Source organism: Streptomyces sp. NBC_01618 (genome assembly GCF_045209435.1).
In the GTDB taxonomy this organism is placed as follows: Bacteria; Actinomycetota; Actinomycetes; order Streptomycetales; family Streptomycetaceae; genus Streptomyces.
Window position 1 is genome coordinate 2,119,316 of record NZ_CP109297.1, and the last position, 20,489, is coordinate 2,139,804.

Genomic DNA, 20,489 nt, shown 5'->3' on the forward strand with positions numbered 1-20,489 from the left:
CGGCGGAGTGGTGCTGGATACACCCCGCCCGGGGGGCGAACCGGCTGACATCGGGGACGCCCGGCGGGTGAGACTGTCCCGGACGGGCCTGCCACGGGGCCGGCAAGGGAAGGACGGGACCGGGATGAACGCGATAGGGACACGGATACGGGGCGCGCTGTCGGCCGCCGGGCGCGGATTCGTGCTGTCGCTCGCCGGCCTGGCCGGGTCGCTCACCCTTTTCGTGTGGGCCGTGCTCTCGATCTCCTTCATCCCGCTGGGCGTCGGCCTGTTCACCACCCCCCACGTGCTGGAGCTGGTCCGCAAGCACGCCAACCGGCGCCGGCTGCTCGCGGTCACCTGGTCCGGCATACGCATCCCGGTCCCGTACCGCCCCTTCCCGAAGGATCTGCGCACCGGCTTCACGGGTCAGGTGGAGCGGACCACGCTGATGCTGAAGGACCCGGCGACCTGGCGGGACCTCCGCTGGCTGCTGGTCGACATGACCGCGGGCTATGTCGTGGCGACCCTGGCGACGCTGCTGATGATCTACCCGCTGGAGGGGTTCGTCCTGGCGGCGGGCCTGTGGCGGGTCTTCACCGACGACCGGTACTGGTACGGGTTCGTGCCGGTCGACAGCCAGGCGTCGGGGCTTGCCGCCGCCGCGCTCGGCGTGGCGATCCTCGCGACCGGTGTGCTGGTCGGTGACCGGCTGGTGCGGCTGCACTTCTTGATCACCCGGGCGATGCTGGCCCCCACCCAGGAGCAGGAACTGGCCCGGCGCGTCGACCGGCTGACCGAGACCCGGCACGAGGCCGTGGACACCGCCGCCTTTGAACTGCGGCGCATCGAGCGCGATCTGCACGACGGCGCGCAGGCCCGGCTGGTCGCCATGGGCATGAATCTGGGCACCGTGGAGGCGCTCATCGAGAAGGACCCGGCGCAGGCGAAGAAGCTCCTCGCCATGGCCCGCGAGTCCTCGGCGGAGGCGCTCACGGAGCTGCGCGATCTGGTCCGGGGCATCCACCCGCCGGTCCTCGCCGAACGCGGACTCGGGGACGCGGTCCGGGCGTTGGCGCTGCGGCTGCCCTTCGAGTCGGAGGTCCGGGTGGAGCTGGGCGGGCGGGCGGACGCGGCGGTCGAGTCGGCCGCGTACTTCGCGGTGAGCGAGACGCTGACGAACGCCGCCAAGCATTCGGGGGCCGACCGCGTCTGGGTGGACATCCACCACGCGGGCGCCATGCTGCGGGTCTCCGTCACGGACAACGGCCGGGGAGGTGCGGCGGTCGGATCCGGCTCGGGGCTGAGCGGAATCGAACGCCGACTCGGTACATTCGACGGCATCATGGCCGTCAGCAGTCCTGCGGGCGGTCCCACCATGGTGACCATGGAGATCCCTTGCGAGTTGTCCTAGCCGAAGATCTCTTCCTGCTGCGTGACGGCCTGGTCCGGCTGCTGGAGGCGTACGACTTCGAGATCGCGGCGGCCGTCGAGACGGGACCGGAACTGACGCGTGCGCTGGCCGAGTTGGCGCCGGACGTCGCAGTCGTCGACGTCCGGCTGCCGCCGTCCCACACGGACGAGGGCCTGCAGTGCGCGCTGGCGGCCCGGCAGGCCAGGCCGGGGCTTCCGGTGCTCGTGCTCTCGCAGCACGTGGAGCAGTTGTACGCGCGCGAGCTGCTGGCGGACGGCAACGGCGGCATCGGCTATCTGCTCAAGGACCGGGTCTTCGACGCCGAGCAGTTCATCGACGCGGTGCGCAGGGTCGCCGCGGGCGGCACGGCGATGGACCCGCAGGTGATCTCGCAGTTGCTGTCGCGGCGCTCGCAGGACAAGCCGATGGGCGGGCTGACGCCGCGGGAGCGGGAGGTCATGGAGCTGATGGCGCAGGGCCGTTCGAACGCGGCGATCGCCTCGCAGATGGTGATCACGGAGCGGGCGGTGGCCAAGCACACCTCGAACATCTTCGGGAAGCTCGGCCTGCCGCCGTCCGACGACGACAATCGCCGCGTTCTCGCGGTCCTCGCCTACCTGGACCGCGGCTGAGCCGGGACTTCGTCGTGGCCACGCGGCCCCGACGGGTCGCGCGGCCACAGGGTCACGGGGTCACGGAGCCGTGCTCAGGTGCAGCGTCGTCGCCCCCAGGTGGAAAGTGGCCCGTGACTCCAGCACCTTCACCCGTACCGAGGTGGCCGTGACCGGCGCGGCCAGGGGCAGGACGCGACGTCGGCGTCGTCGATCCGGCCGTCCCTGTTCGGCGGGACGTTGAGCAGCAGGAAGGCGTTGCGGCCGGCGCTCTTCTCGTACAGGTTCATCAACTGGCTCGGGGTCTTGGGCTTTTCGTCCGGGTGGTGGAACCAGCCGGGCCTGATCGAGACGTCGGCCTCGGCCGGCCCACGGGAAGGGTGCGCACGCCATACATCCCATCGCTCGCTCGTAAAGTCCAGGAGCGGAGCCCAGGCACGCGAAGTCGGCTCAGCCGTTGAACCACCCCGCCGCATCGAGCCGGAACGCACTCGCCGGCACCATCATGCGCAGGTCCTCCTCCATGGCGCGCACCCGATCCGCGCCGAGAACCCGAACCCACTCGGCACGCAGCCGGTCGAAACCCTCGGCCGACTTGACCAGGATGTCGACGCCCCGCGCGGTCAGCCGTACGAGCTTGCGCCGGCCGTCCTCCGGGTCGTCGACGCGCTCCACGTATCCGAGCCCCTCCAGCTTCTCGACGGTCTTCCCGGCGGCCTGCTTGGAGACCCCGAGCCGGCGGCCGATCTCGCTGGCGGTCGCGCCGTCACGACCGATGGCCTGGAGCGCGTAGCCGTACGCGGGACGCGTGTCGGGGTAGCCGCGTTCGGCCAGCTCACGGTGCAACTCGTCGATGATCGACCGGAAACCGGCGAACAACAGCATGGGCAGCTCAAAGCCCGCCACGGCACTCCCGGACGACTTCGCTCCCGGCTCAGCCATTGCAGAACTCGACAACCACGTTTACCTTTTCGTCAATCACGTTGTCGAGTTTAGACCGTGAGCATCCACCACGAGAGGTCACCATGTCCGCGTCCGCATTCCCCGACCACACCCTCGAAACTGCCCCTCCCGCCGCACGCCGCACCATGGAGGCGGTGACGAAGAAGCAGGGTCATCTGCCCGCGGCCGTCGCCCGGCTCGCCACGTCGCCGGAACTGCTCGACGGCTTCCTGAAGATCAGCGCGATCTTCGAGTCGACCACCCTGGACCCGCTCTCCCGCGAGGTCCTGATCCTGACGATGGCGACCCGCAACGAGTGCCACATCTGCGTCGCGATGCACACCGCGAGACTCACCGCACTCGGCGCGGACCCCGAGCTGATCGGCGCCCTGCGCGAGCAAAGGGCCGTTCCGGACGAACGACTGGAGGCGGTACGGCAGTTCACCCTGTCCGTGATCGCGAGATCAGGAGCCGTGGACGACGCGACGCTCCAGGCGTTCCTGGGCCATGGGTACACCCCCCGCAACGCGCTCGAAGTGGTCCTGGGCATCGGCGCGTACACGATGTCGACGCTGGGCAACCGGATGACCGGGGCGCCGATGGACCCCCAAATGGCCGCCTTCGCCTGACACTTGACCGTCCCCCTCGGTCAGGAGGGGCGCCCGCACGGAAGGCGCGGCCAACACCTGCCACCCGGCCGCGGCGGCCGAACGGATGGATCGGAGCAAACCGACGCACGCCCCAATGTCCACCCCTCCCCGTCATTGACGTGCGCACCACAAACACCTGTTGTCACCTGCCCGGCCATGAGTGCGACGAACGGCGGGAGCGGGCTGCGCGGCACGGTCGAGTTCAGCGGGTGGCAGTCGGCGTGAGGGGCGCACGGATGGCACTGCGGCGCATCGCACGACACGGGTGCGCCGGGGTGACCATCGCACCATTCGCTCGTTCTGCTGAACGTGCGACCACTGCCAGAGGTACCTTCCGCAGCCGCCCCGACCGATGGAAAGCAGGCCGGGGCCGCGCTCGTCGAGCACTACCCGCGCCTGGTCCGCCTCGGCTATCTCGTCCTGCCGCCGTCCCTCGGCAGCCACCGCCGCGTTCTGGCGGCGCACGCCCTGGCCCAGCGGTCCCTGCTGTCGGGGCACCGGGCAGGATATGCGTACGTCCGCGAGCGGTTGCTGTGTGCGGCGCTGGAGACGGACCGTCCACGGCTTCGCCGGCTGCCGCCCCACCTCCCGCTGGTGTGGGGGCTGCGGCTGTTTCCGCACTCCGGCGGAGCGCAGGAACTCGCTCTGGAGCAGACCCTGTCGGCGCTCTCCGGGCCCGGGCGCGCCGCATACGTCCTGCGCGGTCTGGAGCGGCTGACCGATGCGGAGGTGCGGCAGGTGCTCGCCGCTGCCGGGGTGGCGGATCCGCATGCGGCGCTCGCGGCGGCAGAGGGCGTGTCGGCGCCCTACGAGCTCCTCGGATCACCGGAGTTCGATCCCTGTTCGCTCCAGGCCCGGCCGCCGGATCTGCTGCGCCGCCGCCGGTACGCGAAGGCGGCGGTGGCAGCCGTCGCGGCGCTGCTGGTGTGCGGGGCACTACTGGGGCTGCCGGGCCACGGCTGGGGGCGGGGAGCTCCGGCCGTGGTGCCGTACACCCACAACGCCACCGTCGAACAGGCCCTGGATCCTGGCGGGTTGAGCCGCGTTCCGACGGCGTTCTGGCGACGCTCGCCCCGTACCGACTTCACCTCCTGGCCCACCCGCGGCGACCGCGCCGGGGACCTCCGGCTGCTGCGCCGCGCGCTCACCGCGTGGGCACACCCGGACGGCTCGGTGCGCCTGTCGGCGACGCCCGGGACGCCGGCCGGGCCGCCGATGGGCGCGCCGCAACTGCTGTACGCGGGCGGGGTGGACCGGGCGACGGTGGTGCTGTTCTACGACGGGCTGCGCGTCGTGCGGTACGCGGAGCCCCGGGAGGCCGCACCGGACCGGGGCGTGGCGCTCGACTTCGCCCGGGTCGACAGTGCCGACAGGGCCTCGTCCGGTGCCCTGGTCGTGGGCCGCACGGGCGGCCGGGTCCGCTACCTCACCGCGCCCTGGGTGCGTGCCGTGTCCATACGGGATCTGCTCGCCCCGGGCGGCGCCCCACGGCCGCTGCACCGCACCGCCGACGGGGTGACCGCCGCACTGAACAGCCCGGCGACGGAACAAAGTTGCCGATCCTGGGACGCGATCGAGCTGCACGACGGCAAGGCTGCCCGGCTGATGATCGACCTCGGCGAGCTGACCCCTGCCCGGCTGACTTCGGGCCCGCCGGCCACGCCGCACGACGTCTCCGGGCGGGCGGAGCGGGACAGTTGGGCGCGGACCGCCTGCCTGCTGCCCGCGGTCCGTTCACACGGCGTGCGGTCGGTGAACTCCTGGCAGTACGCCGAGCAGCCGCTGCCCGAGGACAACGGCTCGGCGCACTGGCTCTGCACCCGGGCGGAGACCTGGCGGGGCGCCGGCAGCCGGGTCCTCGCCCAGTTCCAGGCCCCGTCGGCGCCGTCCGTGGCGACCGGCGGCCCGCCCGGGGCGGTCGCGGCCCGGGCCGAGGACTCCCCGGCCTGCGGGATGCGCGACCCGCGGGTACTGGCCGGGGTGCTGTGGAAGTCGCACGGCGGACGCTGGTACGTACTGGCGGCGGGCAGCGAGCAGTTCGCCTCGCTGACCACGTCGGGCGGGGTGGAGGGCCGGTCCGAGAGCCGTCTCCTCGCCGTACCGGCCAGGGCGGGCGACCGGGCACGGCTGAACGGGACGCTGACGGACGGCAGTCGAGCGGGCGCCCTCCGCTGACGCCCGGCGTCCTGGGGGCTGGGAACTGCTGTACGGCGGACGTTCGCGGGCCTCGATGCCGTTCCTCGACGAGGTCGAGAAGCTGGGTGCAAAGGGCGACCGGGTGACCGTCGTCGCGCAGGACCTACCGGCGCGGCTGGAGTTGGTCGTGCGGTCGTGGGTCTCGCTGGCCGAGTCGACGGCGCTGATCTGGCTGGACGGGCGGCGGATTGAGCGCGAGGAGCTGGAGACGCAGCTGGTGCACGACTTCGCGGCGCTGACCGCGGTGAGTGCCGCGTATAACAAGGAAATGGCGGGCATCGCGCTGCGGGTCCTCGCGCAGGAGCCGGCGGACGGGCCGTTCGGGGAGCTGGTGAGTCGGCTCTCCGCACTGGTGCCCGCTGTTCCGGCCGTTGTGGAACAGCGGCTGCCGTGAGCGGCGGTACGGATCAGCGCTTGCGGTAGGGCGGGTCCAGATCGCGGGTCTCCGCCGACACGTGGACGGTGACCTGGGCGGCCGGCTTGAGGTGTGCTGTCAGCAACTCAAGTACGGATGAGGACAGTTGTCCCTCGACCTCTTCGCTGCGGCCGGGCAGCAGGGCGATCGATATGTGCAGGATCGCGTCGCCGGTGGCCGCGTCCCCCGCCACGAATTCCTCGACGCGGCGGAAGCGGGTCCGCCGGGGGTGCCTTACTGCGGCACCCCCGGCGGCTTGCTGTCTCTCGACGTAGCCCTGTCGGCACTCAGTTCAGGGTAAACACCGCCACCGTGCGTCCCGGAACGGTGAAGCTTCCCGAGCTCCTCTCGTACGTCGCCTTCTTGACGGCGAGATCCGCGCCCGCAGCCTGAACGGGATGCAGGGCGTACCGCTTCCCCGCCAGTTGGGCGATCTGCTGGGTTGTGGCGGCGGGGGTCGCGTTGAGGACGACCACCAGCTTTCCGAGCCGCATGGTGATCACCCCCGGTGTCTCGTCCTTCCCGGAGAGCGGGAAGGACAGGGCGGACTGCACCTGCCCGGTGGTGGCGAGGTCGAAGTCCTTCTCCGTGGACCGGATGGTGAGCAGGTCCCGGTACGCGGCGGCGGCGCCGTCGATCTCGGCGCAGCCGGGGCTGAGCGCGGCGTCGGCCAACAGCGGCTTCGCGTAGGACCACTTGGACCGGTTGTCGGCGGCCGGCGGGAGTCCGCGGCCGAAGCCGTTGCCGTCGCGGCAGTCCCAGTGCAGCGCGTTGAACCAGTCGCCGCTGTCGTAGGAGTTGCGGTCCAGGGACTTGGAGCGCAGCAGGTCGCTGCCGGCCTGGGAGAGCGAGGGGCCCTGCGAGAGGGTGGCCGTCGCCATCGCCAGGACCTGCATGCGGGCCCGGTCCGCCGCCGAGGTGCGCGCCGGGAGCTTGAAGGCGAGCGCGTCGTACAGCGACTCGTTGTCGTGGGCGTCCGCGTAGGCGAGGGCGTCACCGGGGGCCGCGGCGTACCCGGCGGGGGCGCCGTTGTAGTCGACGCCGGAGCCCTCGACCGTGCGGCCGGAGGAGTCGGTGAAGGTGTAGTCGGCCAGGTTGCCGGTGAGGCCGACCTTGATCAGGTCCTGGTAGTGGAGCAGCCGGGCCTTCTGTTCAGCCGGGGTGCCGTTGGCGGTCGAGGAGTTGGGGTCGGTGTAGAGGCCGCTGGCGAATCCCTGGACACCGGGGTCCTCGTCGAACGGGCCGCCGCCGCGGACGGCGTCGCGGGCCCGGTCGGAGAAGGTGGCGATGCCGGTGCCGGCCATGTTCTTCTGGGTGGCCTGGACGAAGCGGGCGTCGTCGGCGATCTCGCCGAAGTTCCAGCCCTCCCCGTACAGGATGATCTTCTTCCCGTCGACGCCGTCCTTCGCCGGGGTCAGCCCGTCCAGGGCCTTGCGGACGGCGAGGATGTTGGCCTTGGGGTGGTGGCCCATCAGGTCGAAGCGGAAGCCGTCGACCTTGTACTCCTTGGCCCAGGTGACGACCGAGTCCACGACGAGCTTGCCCATCATGGTGTTCTCGGGCGCGGTGTTGGCACAGCAGGTGGAGGTGGCGACGGTGCCGTCGTCCAGCAGTCGCTGGTAGTAGCCGGGCACGATCCGGTCGAGCACGGACTTGTCGTCCTGGCCGGAGGCGACGGTGTGGTTGTAGACGACGTCCATGACGGTCCGCAGTCCGGCGCCGTTCAGCCCCTGCACCATCTGCCGGAACTCGATGGTGCGCCGGGTGCCGTTCGGGTCGGAGGCGTACGAACCTTCCGGGACGGTGTAGTGCAGCGGGTCGTAGCCCCAGTTGAAGCCGTCCTTGGCGGCGGTCTTCGCGACGCAGTCCTGCTGCTCCTCGGAGTCGGGGGCGTACACGGACAGATCGCAGGCCGGCTTCTGCCGGGCCGACTTCTTCTCGGGAATGGTGCCGATGTCGAAGGCGGGCAGCAGGTGGACGTAGCTGGTGCCGGAGTCCGCGAGCTGCTTGAGGTGTTTCATCCCGTCGGAGCGGGTGTCGGTGAAGGCGAGGTATTCGCCGGGGTGTTTCGAGGTGCGGTCCGCGATCGAGAAGTCGCGAATGTGCAGCTCCTGGATCTGCGCGTCACGCAGCGGTTCGGCGGCGGGCTTGCGCAGGCCGGACCAGCCGGGCGGCGCCAGCTTCGGGTCGTCGAGGTCGACGACGAGGCTGCGGGCGGAGTCGGTGGTCAGGGCGGTGGAGTACGGGTCCGTGACCTTGTTGGTGACCATCTTCCGGACGGTGGGCGCCCAGACGTTCACGGCGTACCGGTAGGGCTTGCCGTGCCAGCTCTTCGGTCCGGTGACCGACCAGACGCCCGTGCGGTCGTCGCGGCGCATGGGGACGGTCCTGCCGTCGAGTTCGAGGGCGACGGTACGGGCGGTGGGCGCCCAGACGGACAGGGTGGGGCGGCCGTGGTCGAAGACCGGGCCGAGGGAGGCGGTGGCTGCGTTCTTTCCGTAGAGGTCGTCGAGCACCCCCGCGCTCTGTACGCCGGTGGCGGCGAGCAGCGCGCCGTTGGCGGCGCGCTGGGTGGCGATCAGCTGGCCGCGCAGCGCCTCGCGCACCCGGTCCCGGTCCCGGGCGTCGACGGTGAACGCCGGGTAGTCCTTGAGGTGGGGGTACTTCGCCTTCTGCGCGTCGCTCAGCGCGGACGGTGTGAGCCGCAGCCACTGCCCCTCGTCGGAGAGTGCTCCGTCGACGACGGAGATGCCGCCGCTCGATGCGTGGACGAGTTGCTGGCTGGTGGCCGCGGTGGCCTTCACCTTCCATACGACGGTGTCGGCGTCGATCCACTGCGCCTCGGCCTTGGTGAGGTCGGGGGCGGGGACGCCGCCGGTCTGCGGCAGCAGGTAGCCGGGCGTGGAGCCGAGCATCCAGACCTCGTGCCCGTAGGTCGCGATGTCGAGCGACTGGTCGCTGGGCAGGTCCTTCTCGTCGCCGCGGTGCAGGATGTAGCTGAGTGCCGTCGCGCCGTCGGTGAGCGGGACCTCGAAGGTGAGACCGGAGGCGTCCTTCTTCACCGGCTGGAGCGGCTTGGCCCAGTCGGTGGGGTCCTTGGCGCCGGCCCAGGTGTGCAGCCCCCAGCCGTCGTAGTCGCCGTCGGCCCGGTAGTAGTGCAGGACGGCCTTGGTGGTGTCCTGCGGTGGGTAGACGCCGTCGGGGGCCGCTTCGGCCTGGTAGTCCTTGCCCTGCTCGATCCAGACCTGCCCGGTCTTCCCGAGCTCCACGGTGCGCTGCGGGCCGTCGACGGCGCCGTCCTTCTCGACGGTGTACGGGACGGCGGCGGCGCCTTCGGCGGGCTTGATCCAGGCGAAGGCGCCGTAGGCGTCCCGTCCGGTGAAGCCGGCTGTCGCGTCACCGGATTTGAGCTGCCAGCCGTCGTAATCGCCGTCGGCACGCTTGTAGTGGACGACGGCGTAGTCGCGCTCGACGGCTACGGGCTTCTCGGCGGCGGGTGCCTGCCCCGCGGTGGACGAGGCGAGGGCACTCGCGGTACGTCCGGTGCGGTCGACGACAACCGCCTTGTACCGCAGGGGTGTTCCGGCGGGCACCTTGCCGTCCAGGTGCTGGGTGACCTTGTACGGGGCGTGGTCGGCGGAACCGAGCTTGACCCACTTCCCGTTGCCGGCCTGGGCGGCGAACACGACGCGGTCGAGCGGTCCGCCATCGACGTCCGCGGCGATCTCGACGGTGCCGATGGCTCCGGCGGCGGGCGCCTTCAGGGTGATCGAGGGCTTGGCGGCGGGGGCGTCCAGGGGCCTTTCGGCGCGCAGCACGACGGTGGAGAGGGCGGGCACGGTGACGTTGATCTTCTTGTCGGCCCCACTACGGACGTCAGTGGAACCACCGTACAGCGCAAGGAAGTTCATGCCGGCGCTCGCGGTGGGCAGCTCGACGGTCCTCGGTCCGGTGCCGTTGTTGGTGGCGACGACGTACTCGGTCGGCTTCTTCGGGTCCGTACGGGAGAAGGCGTACACGGACCCTTCGGCGTACCGCTCGGTCTGGACGCCGTCGCGCAGGGCCGGGTTCTTCCGGGTGAGCTCGGAGAGCGCGGCGATGTTCCGGTACAGGGGGTGGCTCGTGTCGTACGCGTCCGAGGCGTGGGTGCGGTCGGTGCCCAGTTCGTCGTCGTCGAGGTAGTCGGCGGTCCTGGACGCGAACATGGTCTGGCGCGCGTCCTTGTCGCCGCCCGAGCCGGTGAAGCCCTGTTCGTCACCGTAGTAGACGACCGGATTGCCCCGGCTGAGGAACATCAACTCGTTGGCGAGCCGGACACGTTGGACGAGTTCCGCGCCATCGGCCTTCGGGTTGTCCTGCTTGATGAACGACCCGATGCGTCCCATGTCGTGGTTGCCGAGAAAGGTGACCTGCTCGTAGGCGTTGGCCTTGTCGGTGGTGTAGCGGTAGTCGTCGGCGAACACCGCCGCGAGTTTCGCGGCCGGGGTGCCCTGCGAGGCGTACTGCCGTGCCGCTTCCTGGAAGGGGAAGTCGAGCGTCGCGTCGAGCCGGCCCCGGGTGACGTAGGGCGAGGTGACGGCGGTGTCGGCGGAGTAGACCTCGCCGAACATGAAGAAGTCCTTGCGCCCGTGCCTGGCCGCGTAGGTGTCCAGCGCTGTCGCCCACTGGGTCCAGAAGTCCAGGTCGACGTGTTTGACGGTGTCGATCCGGAAACCGTCGATGTCGAAGTCCCGGACCCACTTCTCGTAGATCTTCTCCATGCCGGAGACGACCTCGGGCCTCTCGGTCCACAGGTCGTCGAGCCCGGAGAAGTCGCCGTACGTGGTGGACTCGCCGGCGTAGGTCGAGTCGCCGCGGTTGTGGTACATCGTCGGGTCGTTGAGCCAGGCGGGAACCTTGTTGCCGGTGTTCTTCGGGGTGTACGGGAACGAGTCCGCGTCGACCTTCGCCAGGCCCTTGCTGTCGTCGAACGGGCGGCCGTCCCTGTCGAGGTACGGGTAGGCGCCCTTGGGGCGGTAGCCGTACTGCTTCTCGGCGTAGTCGACGGTGTCCGCGGTGTGGTTGGTGATGACGTCGAAGAAGACCTTCATGCCCTTGTCGTGGGCCTTGTCGATCAGCTCGGACAGGTCGGCGTTGCTGCCGAAGTGCGGGTCGACCTGGGTGAAGTCGGTGATCCAGTAGCCGTGGTAGCCGGCCGATGCGTCCTTGCCGGTGCCCTGGACGGGGCGGTTCTTGAAGATCGGGGCGAGCCAGATGGCGGTGGTGCCGAGGCCCTTGATGTAGTTGAGCCGCCGGGTCAGGCCCTTGAGGTCGCCGCCCTGGTAGAAGCCCTTGTCCGTGGGGTCGTAGCCGGTCTCCAGGCGTGAACCGGTGAGTCCGCCGAGGTCGTTGGAGGTGTCGCCGTTGGCGAACCGGTCGGGCATGACGAAGTAGAACTGTTCACGCGTCAGGTCGTGGCGTGCGGGTTCGGCGGCCAGCCGGGCGTCCGAGGGCGGGGCCGGCGGTCTCGGCGCGGCGGACGCGGATGCCGCCGGAACGACGGGGAGGAGCGCCGCGCAGAGTGCGGCGACGGCTCCCCGTCTGAGGATGGAACGGGACACGGGCGGGGTCTCCTTGTGTGCGGGGTGTGGTTCTCGGGGCGGGCAGACTGGTTGGGTGGCGGGGTGGGGTCGGGGGCGTACCAGGGCGTCTCCTCGGACGTCGCAGACTCGTCCGACACCGCAGGCAAGGCGTCCTGTCACTGCGACGTCCTGCGGGGATCGCCCTGGTACGCCCCCGACCCCGGTCGCCGCACGCCAAAGGGCGGGACACCCACGCGGCGGCGGCGCGCCAGGGGACGTTTCGGGGTGATCCCCGCAGGGTGGCGCGGTAATGAGGCGCTTCGCTCACGGTGGCGGACGAGTCCGCGTCACCCGAGGAGACGCCCCGATGCGTCCCCGGACCTCGGGTCGGCGCCCGGACCGGGATGCTGTGGTGAGCCGCCCCGGCCCGGCCACCGGGTTCAGCTGCGCCAGACGTCGCTCGTCAGCGTGACCTTCCCCGGCGCCGGCACGGTGGCAGTGCGGTTCGCGCCGCTCTCCCAGGTGACGTTGCCGCTCGCGTCCTTGCGGAGGTACTTGTACTCGAACGACGTACCTGCAGGCATGTTCACATCGAGCTTCCAGACCGGGTACGTCGCCGGGTCGAGCTTCAGCGCGCTGCCGGTGTTCCAGTTGCCGAGGGCGGTCTGGTTGCCGGTGACGTAGATGTTCTGGCCGAGCTGGGTGGTGGCGTCGACTCCGAAGGAGGCGCCGGAGGTGCCGGGATCCGTGGTGCCGCCGCCGGAGCAGGTGCGGGCGCCCACCTGGAGCGCGAGGGCCGTGTTGGCTCCCAGCGTCGCGGTGAACCGGCCGGAGCCGTCGACGGTGACGCCGTTGCCGGACTGGATGTCGCAGTAGTCACCGGCGGGCAGCGACGTCTGGAACGTACGGGTCAGCGAGGAGCCCTCGTGGTTGATCGCGACATACGCCTTCGACCCGCGGCCGAACGCGATCCGGTCGCCGCCGTTGTCCCACCAGTCGGTGACGGACTCGCCGCGTGCCGTGTTGCGGAAGCCGACCATGGAGGAGATCTCGCGCCAGGCGTGCTGGCACTTCCACCCATTGCTGTAACAGGCGTTCACCGTACCGCCGCCCGGCGGACCCGCGTCCTTGTCGGTCCACTCGTAGCCGGAGTGGACGTCGGGCGAGCCGTACGGCCAGGCCAGCATGAAGACACTGGCGAGGATGTAGTTGGCGCCGTCCTTGTAGTTGAGTGTGTCGCCGCCGCGCTCGGTGTCGTGGTTGTCGACGAAGACCGCGGCCTTCGACGACGGCATGAAGCCCCAGCCCTCGCCGAAGTTCTTCAGGTAGGCGAGGTTCTCGTTGTTGAAGACCTGCTTGAGGCTGCGGGCGTAGCGGAATTCCTGGACGTCCCCGGTGCCGGTGTACTCGTCGGGCCGGACTGCCTCGCCCGCGCCGTAGATCGCCTCCTGCTTCCAGTAGACGCCGGGTTTGCTCAGCCGCGACTTGATGTTGGCAAGGTCGGCGGCGGGCATGTGTTTGGCGGCGTCGATGCGGAAGCCGTCGACGCCGAGGGAGAGCAGGTCGCCGAGGTAGGCGGCGATCCTGCCGCGGACGTAGTCCTCCCCGGTGTCCAGGTCGGCGAGGCCGACGAGTTCGCAGTTCTGGACGTTGGCCCGGTCCTGGTAGTTGCTGATCTGCGCGGTGCAGTCGTCCATGTCGGCCGCGGAGTACACGCCGGGGTAGTTGTACTTGGTGTACGAGGAGCCGCCGGTGCCGGTGCCCGATCCCGCCGACATGTGGTTGATGACGGAGTCTGCGACGACCTTGACGCCCGCGCTGTGGCAGGTGCTGACCATGGCGGCGAAGGAGGCGCGGTCGCCGAGCCGTCCGGCGATCTTGTAGCTGACCGGCTGGTACGAGGTCCACCACTGGCTGCCCTGAATGTGTTCCTGGGGCGGCGAGACCTGTACGTAGCCGTAGCCGGCCGGGCCGAGGGAGTCCGTGCAGGCCTTGGCCACGGAGTCGAACTTCCACTCGAAGAGGACCGCGGTGACGTCCTTGTCGCCCGGCGTGGACGCCTGGGCGGTCGTGGTGGGGGCGACGAGAGCGGCGGCGCCTGCTATCAGGGCGAGCGCTGCAGACAGTGGTCTGCGTGCCATGTTTCCTCCTGCTGTGGGGGGAAATGCGGGTGACGGTGCAGCCTCACGTGGCAACGCGCCCTGCCCTCAAGGCTCCTGAAGGTTCTTGCTGCAAGAATGCAAACCTTGCCGCGGTGGAGACCGTACGATCCCGTCCGGCCTCGGTCAACCCCTTGGACACCACCCGCTCACATCCACGAAATCCAGCGGTTTTCCATCTGCAAGGTCTTACGCAAAACATTGCAGCGCTGTTACGTTTCTCCCGACTCCGGTCCGGTCGGCCGGGGGTTCGGTGATCCCGGACCCCACGCGCCCGGCCGGCCGGGCCGGTCACGGACAAGAGAGGCACCCGGAGTCACCCACTCCCCGCGGGCCCGTCAGGGCCGACTCCCGGGTGCCTCTCCTGTGCGCCCGGGCCACTCGCCCGGAAGTCGCGGCCGGGCCTCAGGCGCCCCGGACCGCGGCCGTGGACCCCCGTACCACCAGCTCCGGCTGGAACACGTACTCCGTACGCTGCACCGGACTGCCGCCGATCTCCTCCAGCAGGGCGCTCACCGCGGCCGCCGCCATCGCCTGCACGGGCTGACGCACCGTCGTCAGCGGCGGGTCGGTGAACGCGATGAGCTGCGAGTCGTCGAAGCCCACCACCGACACGTCGCGCGGCACGCCGAGTCCGCGGCCCCGGGCCGCACGCACCACGCCGAGCGCCATCTGGTCGCTGCCGCAGACGATGCCCGTGCACCCCTGGTCGAGCAGCGCACCGGCCGCGACCTGGCCGCCCTCGACGCCGAACAGCGCGGAGCAGACCAGGAGTTCGGCCTCGGTCCGGCCCAGACCGAGGAGGTTCACGGCGGCATCGAGGAAACTCTCGCGTTTGCGGCGGGACGGCACGTAGCGCTGCGGCCCGATGGCCAGACCGACCCTGCGGTGGCCGAGTTCGGCGAGGTGGCCGACGGCCATCCGCACGGCGGCGGAGTCGTCGGGCGAGACGAACGGGGCGTTGATCCGTTCGTTGTAGCCGTTGATCAGGACGAAGGGCACGCCGCGCTCGGTGAGTGCGGCGTACCGGGCCGGGTCGGCCGACAGGTCGGCGTGCAGCCCGGACAGGAAGACGATCCCGCCGACGCCCCGCTCGACGAGCTGCTCGACGAGTTCGTCCTCGGTGGCGCCGCCGGGTGTCTGGGTGCAGAGCACCGGGGTGTAGCCATGCCCGGCCAGGGCCTGTTCGACGGCCTGCGCGAACGCCGGGAAGATCGGGTTGGTGAGCTCGGGCGTCACCAGTCCGATCAGCCCGGCGCTGCGCTGCCGCAGCCGCACGGGCCGTTCGTAGCCCAGGATGTCCAGCGCCGCGAGCACCCGCTGCCGCGTGGTGTCCGCGACGCCCGGTTTCCCGTTGAGCACCCGGCTGACGGTCGCCTCGCTGACCGCTGCCTGGCCGGCGATGTCCGAGAGCCTCGGCCCACCACCGGCCCTGGGCAGAGGAACCGTCACACCGTCCACCACACCGTGGTGTCCGCGGGGAGCTCGATCTCGGCGCCGTCGGTGACGACCGGGGTGCTGGACAGCAGGACGGTGCCGCGCACGGGAATGCGTACCGGACGGCCCGTCGTGTTGACGGTGCAGACGAAGCCGGGGCGGGCGAAGATCAGCAGCCCCTCGGGGCCCTGGAGCCACTCCACCGCGGTCCCCGCGCCGAGTCCCGGGTGCACCCGGCGGGCGGCGATCGCGGCCCGGTACAGCTCCAGCGTGGAGTTCGCGTCGCCGGCCTGCGCCTCGACGCTCAGCGCGCCCCAGCTGTCGGGCTGGGGCAACCAGCTGCCACCGCTGCCGAAGCCGTACGAGCTGCCCTCGCGGGTCCACGGGATCGGCACCCGGCAGCCGTCGCGGAAGCCGTCCTGGCCCTCCGCGCGGAAGAACGACGGGTCCTGGCGGGCCTCGTCGGGCAGGTCGGTGACGTCGGGCAGGCCGAGCTCCTCGCCCTGGTAGACGTACGCGGAACCGGGCAGCGCCAGCATCAGCAGGGTGGCGGCGCGGGCGCGGCGCAGGCCCAGTTCGCGGTCTCCGGCCGTGCGGATCTGGGTGCCGAGGCCGGGCGGGTTGGCGAACCGGGTGGCGTGCCGCGTGACGTCGTGGTTGGAGAGCACCCAGGTGGCGGGGGCGCCGACCGGTCGCATCGCGTCGAGCGAGGTGTCGATGACCTCGCGCAGCTCGGCGGCGTCCCAGGCGGTGGAGAGGTACTGGAAGTTGAACGCCTGGTGCATCTCGTCGGGGCGCACGTAGTTGGCGGTGCGCTCGACGGTCGGGGTCCAGGCCTCGGCGACGGCGATGCGGTCGCCGGGGTACTCGTCGAGGATGGTGCGCCAGGAGCGGTAGATCGCGTGGACCCCGTCCTGGTCGAAGAACGGCATGACGTCGTTGCCGAGCAGCTTGAGCTGGTCGTGGGTGCCGAGGTCGGGCAGGCCGGCGGCCTTGACGAGGCCGTGGGCGACGTCGACCCGGAAGCCGTCGACGCCCATGTCGAGCCAGAAGCGCAGGATCGAGCGGAACTCGTCGGCGACGGCCGGGTGTTCCCAGTTGAAGTCGGGCTGCTCGGGTGCGAAGAGGTGGAGGTACCAGTCGCCGGGGGTGCCGTCCGGGTCGGTGGTCCGGGTCCAGGCGGGGCCGCCGAAGATGGACTCCCAGTCGTTGGGCGGGAGTTCGCCGTCCGCGCCCTTGCCGGGGCGGAAGTGGTAGCGCTCGCGCAGCGCGGAGCCGGGGCCCTCGGTGAGGGCGCGCTTGAACCACTCGTGCTGGTCGGAGGAGTGGTTGGGCACCAGGTCCACGATGATCCGCAGGCCCAGGTCGTGGGCGTCCCGGATCAGCGCGTCGGCGTCCAGCAGGGTGCCGAACATGGGGTCGATGGCGCGGTAGTCGGCGACGTCGTAGCCGGCGTCGGCCTGCGGGGACGCGTAGAACGGGCTGAGCCAGACCGCGTCGACACCGAGGTCCTTGAGGTACGGGAGTCTGCCGCGTACGCCTGCGAGGTCGCCCATGCCGTCGCCGTTGCCGTCGGCGAAGCTCCGTGGATAGACCTGGTAGATCACCGCGTCCTGCCACCAGCCGGTCTGGTGGGCCGGAGCGTCGGCGGACGTGCCGGTGGAGGGGGCAGCGAGGTGCTGGGTCATGTCGTCCCTGGGGTGTCTGGGGTGGGGAGCGTCACCGGGCCGGGTCGGGATACCGGCGACGCCGTGACTTGGTGCGTGCGGGTCGTACGGGGCGGGGCGCGTCAGCCCTTGACGGCTCCGGCGGACATGCCGGTGACCAGGTGGCGCTGGGCGAAGAGGAAGACCAGGGCCGCGGGTATCGCGATGAGCACGGACGCGGCGGTCATCGCTCCCCACTGGGCTCCGTACTTGTTGACGAAGAGCTGGAGTCCGCCCGCGAGGGTGAGGTTGTCCTCGCCGACCATGAAGGCGGAGGCGTACGCCACTTCGCCCCACGCGGTGATGAAGGAGTAGAACGCGGTGACGGCAAGGCCGGGCTTGGCGAGCGGCAGGATGAGCCGCCGGAACGTGCCGAACGGGGTGAGGCCGTCGACCTGGCCCGACTCGTCGATCTCGCGCGGGATGGTGTCGAAGAAGCCCTTCATCATCCAGGCGCAGAACGGCACCGAGATGGTGAGGTAGGTGATGACGAGGCCGGCGGGCTGATTCAGCAGCCCCATGCCCGCCATGATGTTGTAGATCGGCACGATGAGGACGGCGACCGGGAACATCTGGGTGATCAGCAGCGTCCACATCAGCCCGCGCTTGCCGGGGAAGCGGAAGCGGCTGACGGCGTAGCCGGTGGAGGCGGAGATGATGACGCCGAGAAGTGTGGTGAGCCCCGCGATGAGCAGGGAGTTGCCGAACCAGGTCAGGAACTTCGTGTTCTGGATCAGGCTCGTGTAGTTCTGAGTCGTGGTCTCTTTGAAGAAGTCCGTGGTCGTCGCGTACGCGGCGGGCTTCAGCGAGGTGAGCAGGACCCACAGCACGGGGAAGACGGCGATCACGGACGCGATGATGAGTGTGACGTGCAGTCCGACGGAGGCGATCGGCGAACGCTCGCCGCGCAGCCGGACCTTGCGCACAGAGTGCCGTGCGGGCGTCGCCGGGGCGGTGGTTGCGGGGGCGGTGGTCACCAGTCGTCTCCCTGGGTGCGCAGGACTCGCCGGTAGACGGCGGCGAAGATCAGCAGGAGTACGAGGATCAGTACGCCCCAGGTGGAGGACTGCGCGAAGTCGCGCGGGCTGATCTCGAAGGAGAACTTGTACGCCTGGGTGACCAGGATCTGGGTGGCCTCGCCGGGTCCGCCGCGGGTCAGCAGGTAGATCACCGGGAACATGTTGAAGGTCCAGATGGTGGAGAGCAGGATCACCGTGGTGGAGACCGGCCGCAGTCCGGGCAGCGTGATGTGGCGGAACCGCTGCCAGGCGGTGGCGCCGTCCATCTCCGCGGCCTCGTACTGCTCGCTGGGGATCGACTGCAGCCCGCCGAGCAGGGCGACCATCATGAACGGCACGCCGAGCCAGACGTTGACGGCGATGACGGCGAACTTCGCCCAGGTGGGGTCGTTCAGCCAGGGCACGGCGTCGATTCCGCCGCCGGAGAGGATCTTGTTGAGCAGCCCGCGGTCCTCGTTGTAGAGGAAGCGCCAGGCGAAGACGGAGACGAAGCCGGGGATGGCCCAGGGCAGGATGAGTGCCATCCGGTACGCGGAGCGGCCGGCGATCTTGCGGTTGAGGATGTTGGCGAGGGCCATGCCGAGGGAGAAGGTGATGGTCACGCAGGAGACCGTCCACACCAGGGTCCAGCCGAGCGTGCCGAGGAACTGGTCGCCCGTGAGCGCCTCGGTGTAGTTGTCCAGGCCCACGAACTTGTACGTGGCGGGCGAGTGGTTGACACCGATGGAGCGGGCGACGTTGCGCTCGGTGGCGTCTGTCATCGACAGGTAGATGCCGCGGACCAGCGGATAGCCGATGATCACGCCGATCACGACGACGACCGGGGCGACCATGGTCCAGGCGTACCAGTGGGTCGACAGGGCCCGCCGGAGCCTGCTCGGCGGCGGGGGGGTGCCAGTACCGCGGCTCCGGCCGCGGGCGACGTCGTCGCCCGCGGCCTTCGCCACCGACTGGCTGGTGTGGACAGCCATCAGCCGGCCTGCCTTCCTGTTACTTCCAGCCCTTGAGGAGCTTGCGGTAGGAGTCGCCGGTCGTCTTGGCGCCCTTCTCCGGCGTGGTCTGGCCGGTGAGGACCTTGGTGTACTCGGTGACGAGCGGCGCGAAGAGGCTGCCGGTCTCCGGGATCCAGGGGCGCTCGACGGCGGTCTCGACGACGGGCTTGAAGAAGCCGACGATCTCGTTGTCGACGACGTCCTGCTTGGCGTAGGCGGAGGTACGGGTCGGCAGGAGGCTCAGCTCCTTGGTGACCTTGGCCTGGGTGTCCGCGGACGTCATGTAGTCGACGAACGCGTAGGAGGCGTCGAGGTTCTTGGAGCCCGCGTAGACGGCCAGGTTGTGACCGCCCTGCGGGGCGCCCTGCGCGGCGGAGCCGGCCGGGACCGGGGCGATGCCCAGGTTGGCCTTGTCCTTGAACTCCTTGCCGGCGTAGGTGTCGGCGACGGCCCACGGGCCGTTGATGATCATGGCGACCTTGCCGTCCTTGAAGGACGTCTGCATGTTCTCCCAGCCGTCCGAGGCATCGGTCTTGGCGGCACCGGAGTCCACGAGGTCCTTGACGACCTTCATCGCCTTGACGCCCGCGGGGTTGTCAATGGTGACGGACTTGGTGGAGGCGTCGACCATGTCGCCGCCCTCGCCGTACAGGAAAGAGAGGAACCAGTACGCGTCGTCACCGCGCAGGTACATGCCGGTCTTGCCGGTCTTGTCCTTGATCTTCTTGGAGACGGTCTTCAGCTCGTCGACGGTCTTGGGGACCTCGACGCCGGCCTCCTTGAAGATCTTCTTGTTGTAGAAGATGCCCATGGAGTCGATGACCTGCGGCACCGCGTACGTCTTGCCGTTGTACTTGGTGGACGCGGCGGCCTGCTTCAGGAAGTCGTCCGGGTTCTTCAGCGCGGCGGTGCCGTCCAGCGGGGCGAGGTAGTCGAGGTCCGCGAACTCGGGGGTCCAGGCGACCTCGGAGCGGATGACGTCGGGCGCGTCGGAGCCGGACTGGGCCGCGTTCTTGAACTTGTTCTGCGCGTCACCGAAGGGCACGTTGACGTACTTGATATGGACCTTCGGGTGCTGCTTGGTGAAGTCCTCGGCGATCTTCTTGAAGACCTTGTCCTCGCTGCCCACGGTGGAGGTGTCCCACCACGTCACCGTGCCGGAGAGCTCGCCCGAGCTCTTGCTCGTGCCCTCGGAATCGCTGTCGCTGCCGCAGGCGGTCGCCGCGAGCGCCAGGGCCGCGACCAGGGCGGTGGCCGTTATGCCACGTCGCATCTGAACTCCTTCAACTGCCGTACCGCTCCGTCGCGGCGCCGGGTCGACGTGAACGTAACAAGGATGAAAGAACGCCGAAAGAGTTTGCGGAAGATTTCTGCAAGCCCCGACGATCGTTACATTCGCGTGTCCTCA

The 20,489-nt window shown here is 70.1% G+C and carries 13 protein-coding genes and 2 pseudogenes; 5 read left to right on the forward strand and 10 right to left on the reverse strand.

The features are described from left to right. The first annotated feature begins 124 nt into the window (after positions 1–124). Together OH735_RS10015 and OH735_RS10020 are read left to right on the forward strand one after the other, a co-directional pair. Complete coding sequence (locus OH735_RS10015) at positions 125–1,393, forward strand: sensor histidine kinase (protein WP_406381031.1); 1,269 nt, start codon at positions 125–127, stop codon at positions 1,391–1,393. Then, the gene (locus OH735_RS10020) at positions 1,378–2,025 is read left to right on the forward strand and encodes a LuxR C-terminal-related transcriptional regulator (RefSeq protein WP_384454024.1); all 648 of its coding nucleotides are present in this window, start codon (positions 1,378–1,380) and stop codon (positions 2,023–2,025) included. The genes OH735_RS10015 and OH735_RS10020 overlap by 16 nt, the downstream gene beginning before the upstream one ends. Positions 2,026–2,198: 173 nt before the next feature. On the opposite strand, the pseudogene OH735_RS10025 reads toward OH735_RS10020, so the two are convergent. Both OH735_RS10025 and OH735_RS10030 read right to left on the reverse strand, forming a co-directional pair. After that, positions 2,199–2,372, reverse strand: a pseudogene (locus tag OH735_RS10025) (alpha-L-fucosidase); the annotation flags it as partial. An 82-nt stretch (positions 2,373–2,454) separates the two neighbouring features. Next, the gene (locus OH735_RS10030; protein ID WP_406381032.1) at positions 2,455–2,946 is read right to left on the reverse strand and encodes a MarR family winged helix-turn-helix transcriptional regulator; all 492 of its coding nucleotides are present in this window, start codon (positions 2,944–2,946) and stop codon (positions 2,455–2,457) included. A gap of 83 nt (positions 2,947–3,029) precedes the next feature. Here OH735_RS10030 and OH735_RS10035 point away from each other — a divergent pair, with 83 nt between their 5' ends. The 3 genes and pseudogenes from OH735_RS10035 to OH735_RS10045 all read left to right on the forward strand — a co-directional run. Beyond that, positions 3,030–3,575 carry a carboxymuconolactone decarboxylase family protein gene (locus OH735_RS10035; protein WP_406381033.1) on the forward strand — a complete coding sequence of 182 codons (546 nt, stop codon included), beginning with the start codon at positions 3,030–3,032 and terminating at the stop codon, positions 3,573–3,575. 330 nt (positions 3,576–3,905) lie between these two features. Further along, entirely contained in the window at positions 3,906–5,771 is a 1,866-nt protein-coding gene (locus OH735_RS10040; RefSeq protein WP_406381034.1) for a hypothetical protein, read from the forward strand. A 121-nt stretch (positions 5,772–5,892) separates the two neighbouring features. Further along, positions 5,893–6,186 (forward strand): annotated as a pseudogene (locus OH735_RS10045) (TetR family transcriptional regulator); the annotation flags it as partial. A gap of 13 nt (positions 6,187–6,199) precedes the next feature. Here OH735_RS10045 and OH735_RS10050 read toward each other — a convergent pair. The 8 genes from OH735_RS10050 to OH735_RS10085 form a co-directional block, all read right to left on the reverse strand. After that, entirely contained in the window at positions 6,200–6,400 is a 201-nt protein-coding gene (locus OH735_RS10050) for a hypothetical protein (RefSeq protein ID WP_406381035.1), read from the reverse strand. A gap of 94 nt (positions 6,401–6,494) precedes the next feature. After that, entirely contained in the window at positions 6,495–11,807 is a 5,313-nt protein-coding gene (gene pulA, locus OH735_RS10055) for a pullulanase-type alpha-1,6-glucosidase (protein WP_406381036.1), read from the reverse strand. Positions 11,808–12,208: 401 nt separating this feature from the next. Continuing rightward, the gene (locus OH735_RS10060) at positions 12,209–13,909 is read right to left on the reverse strand and encodes a carbohydrate-binding module family 20 domain-containing protein (RefSeq protein ID WP_406381037.1); all 1,701 of its coding nucleotides are present in this window, start codon (positions 13,907–13,909) and stop codon (positions 12,209–12,211) included. Between the two features lie 423 nt (positions 13,910–14,332). After that, positions 14,333–15,391, reverse strand: coding sequence for a LacI family DNA-binding transcriptional regulator (locus tag OH735_RS10065; RefSeq protein ID WP_406381038.1), 1,059 nt, complete (start codon positions 15,389–15,391; stop codon positions 14,333–14,335). Beyond that, the gene (locus OH735_RS10070) at positions 15,376–17,052 is read right to left on the reverse strand and encodes a glycoside hydrolase family 13 protein (protein ID WP_406381039.1); all 1,677 of its coding nucleotides are present in this window, start codon (positions 17,050–17,052) and stop codon (positions 15,376–15,378) included. Before OH735_RS10070 ends, OH735_RS10065 begins: the two co-directional genes overlap by 16 nt. Positions 17,053–17,153: 101 nt before the next feature. Beyond that, a complete protein-coding gene (locus OH735_RS10075) occupies positions 17,154–18,047 on the reverse strand; it encodes a sugar ABC transporter permease (RefSeq protein WP_406381040.1) in 894 nt (297 codons plus the stop codon). Next, positions 18,044–19,060 (reverse strand): carbohydrate ABC transporter permease, encoded by a 1,017-nt coding sequence (locus tag OH735_RS10080; RefSeq protein WP_406381041.1) that lies wholly within the window; start codon positions 19,058–19,060, stop codon positions 18,044–18,046. The genes OH735_RS10075 and OH735_RS10080 overlap by 4 nt, the downstream gene beginning before the upstream one ends. Positions 19,061–19,079: 19 nt before the next feature. Further along, entirely contained in the window at positions 19,080–20,354 is a 1,275-nt protein-coding gene (locus tag OH735_RS10085) for an extracellular solute-binding protein (RefSeq protein WP_406381042.1), read from the reverse strand. Positions 20,355–20,489: the final 135 nt, after the last annotated feature.

Coding starts and splice junctions, on each gene's coding strand:
- OH735_RS10030 (WP_406381032.1), bottom strand. CDS start 2,946: ATGGCTGAGCCGGGAGCGAAGTCGTCCGGGAGTGCCGTGGCGGGCTTT.
- OH735_RS10080 (WP_406381041.1), bottom strand. CDS start 19,060: ATGGCTGTCCACACCAGCCAGTCGGTGGCGAAGGCCGCGGGCGACGAC.
- OH735_RS10015 (WP_406381031.1), top strand. CDS start 125: ATGAACGCGATAGGGACACGGATACGGGGCGCGCTGTCGGCCGCCGGG.
- OH735_RS10060 (WP_406381037.1), bottom strand. CDS start 13,909: ATGGCACGCAGACCACTGTCTGCAGCGCTCGCCCTGATAGCAGGCGCC.
- OH735_RS10085 (WP_406381042.1), bottom strand. CDS start 20,354: ATGCGACGTGGCATAACGGCCACCGCCCTGGTCGCGGCCCTGGCGCTC.
- OH735_RS10070 (WP_406381039.1), bottom strand. CDS start 17,052: ATGACCCAGCACCTCGCTGCCCCCTCCACCGGCACGTCCGCCGACGCT.
- OH735_RS10035 (WP_406381033.1), top strand. CDS start 3,030: ATGTCCGCGTCCGCATTCCCCGACCACACCCTCGAAACTGCCCCTCCC.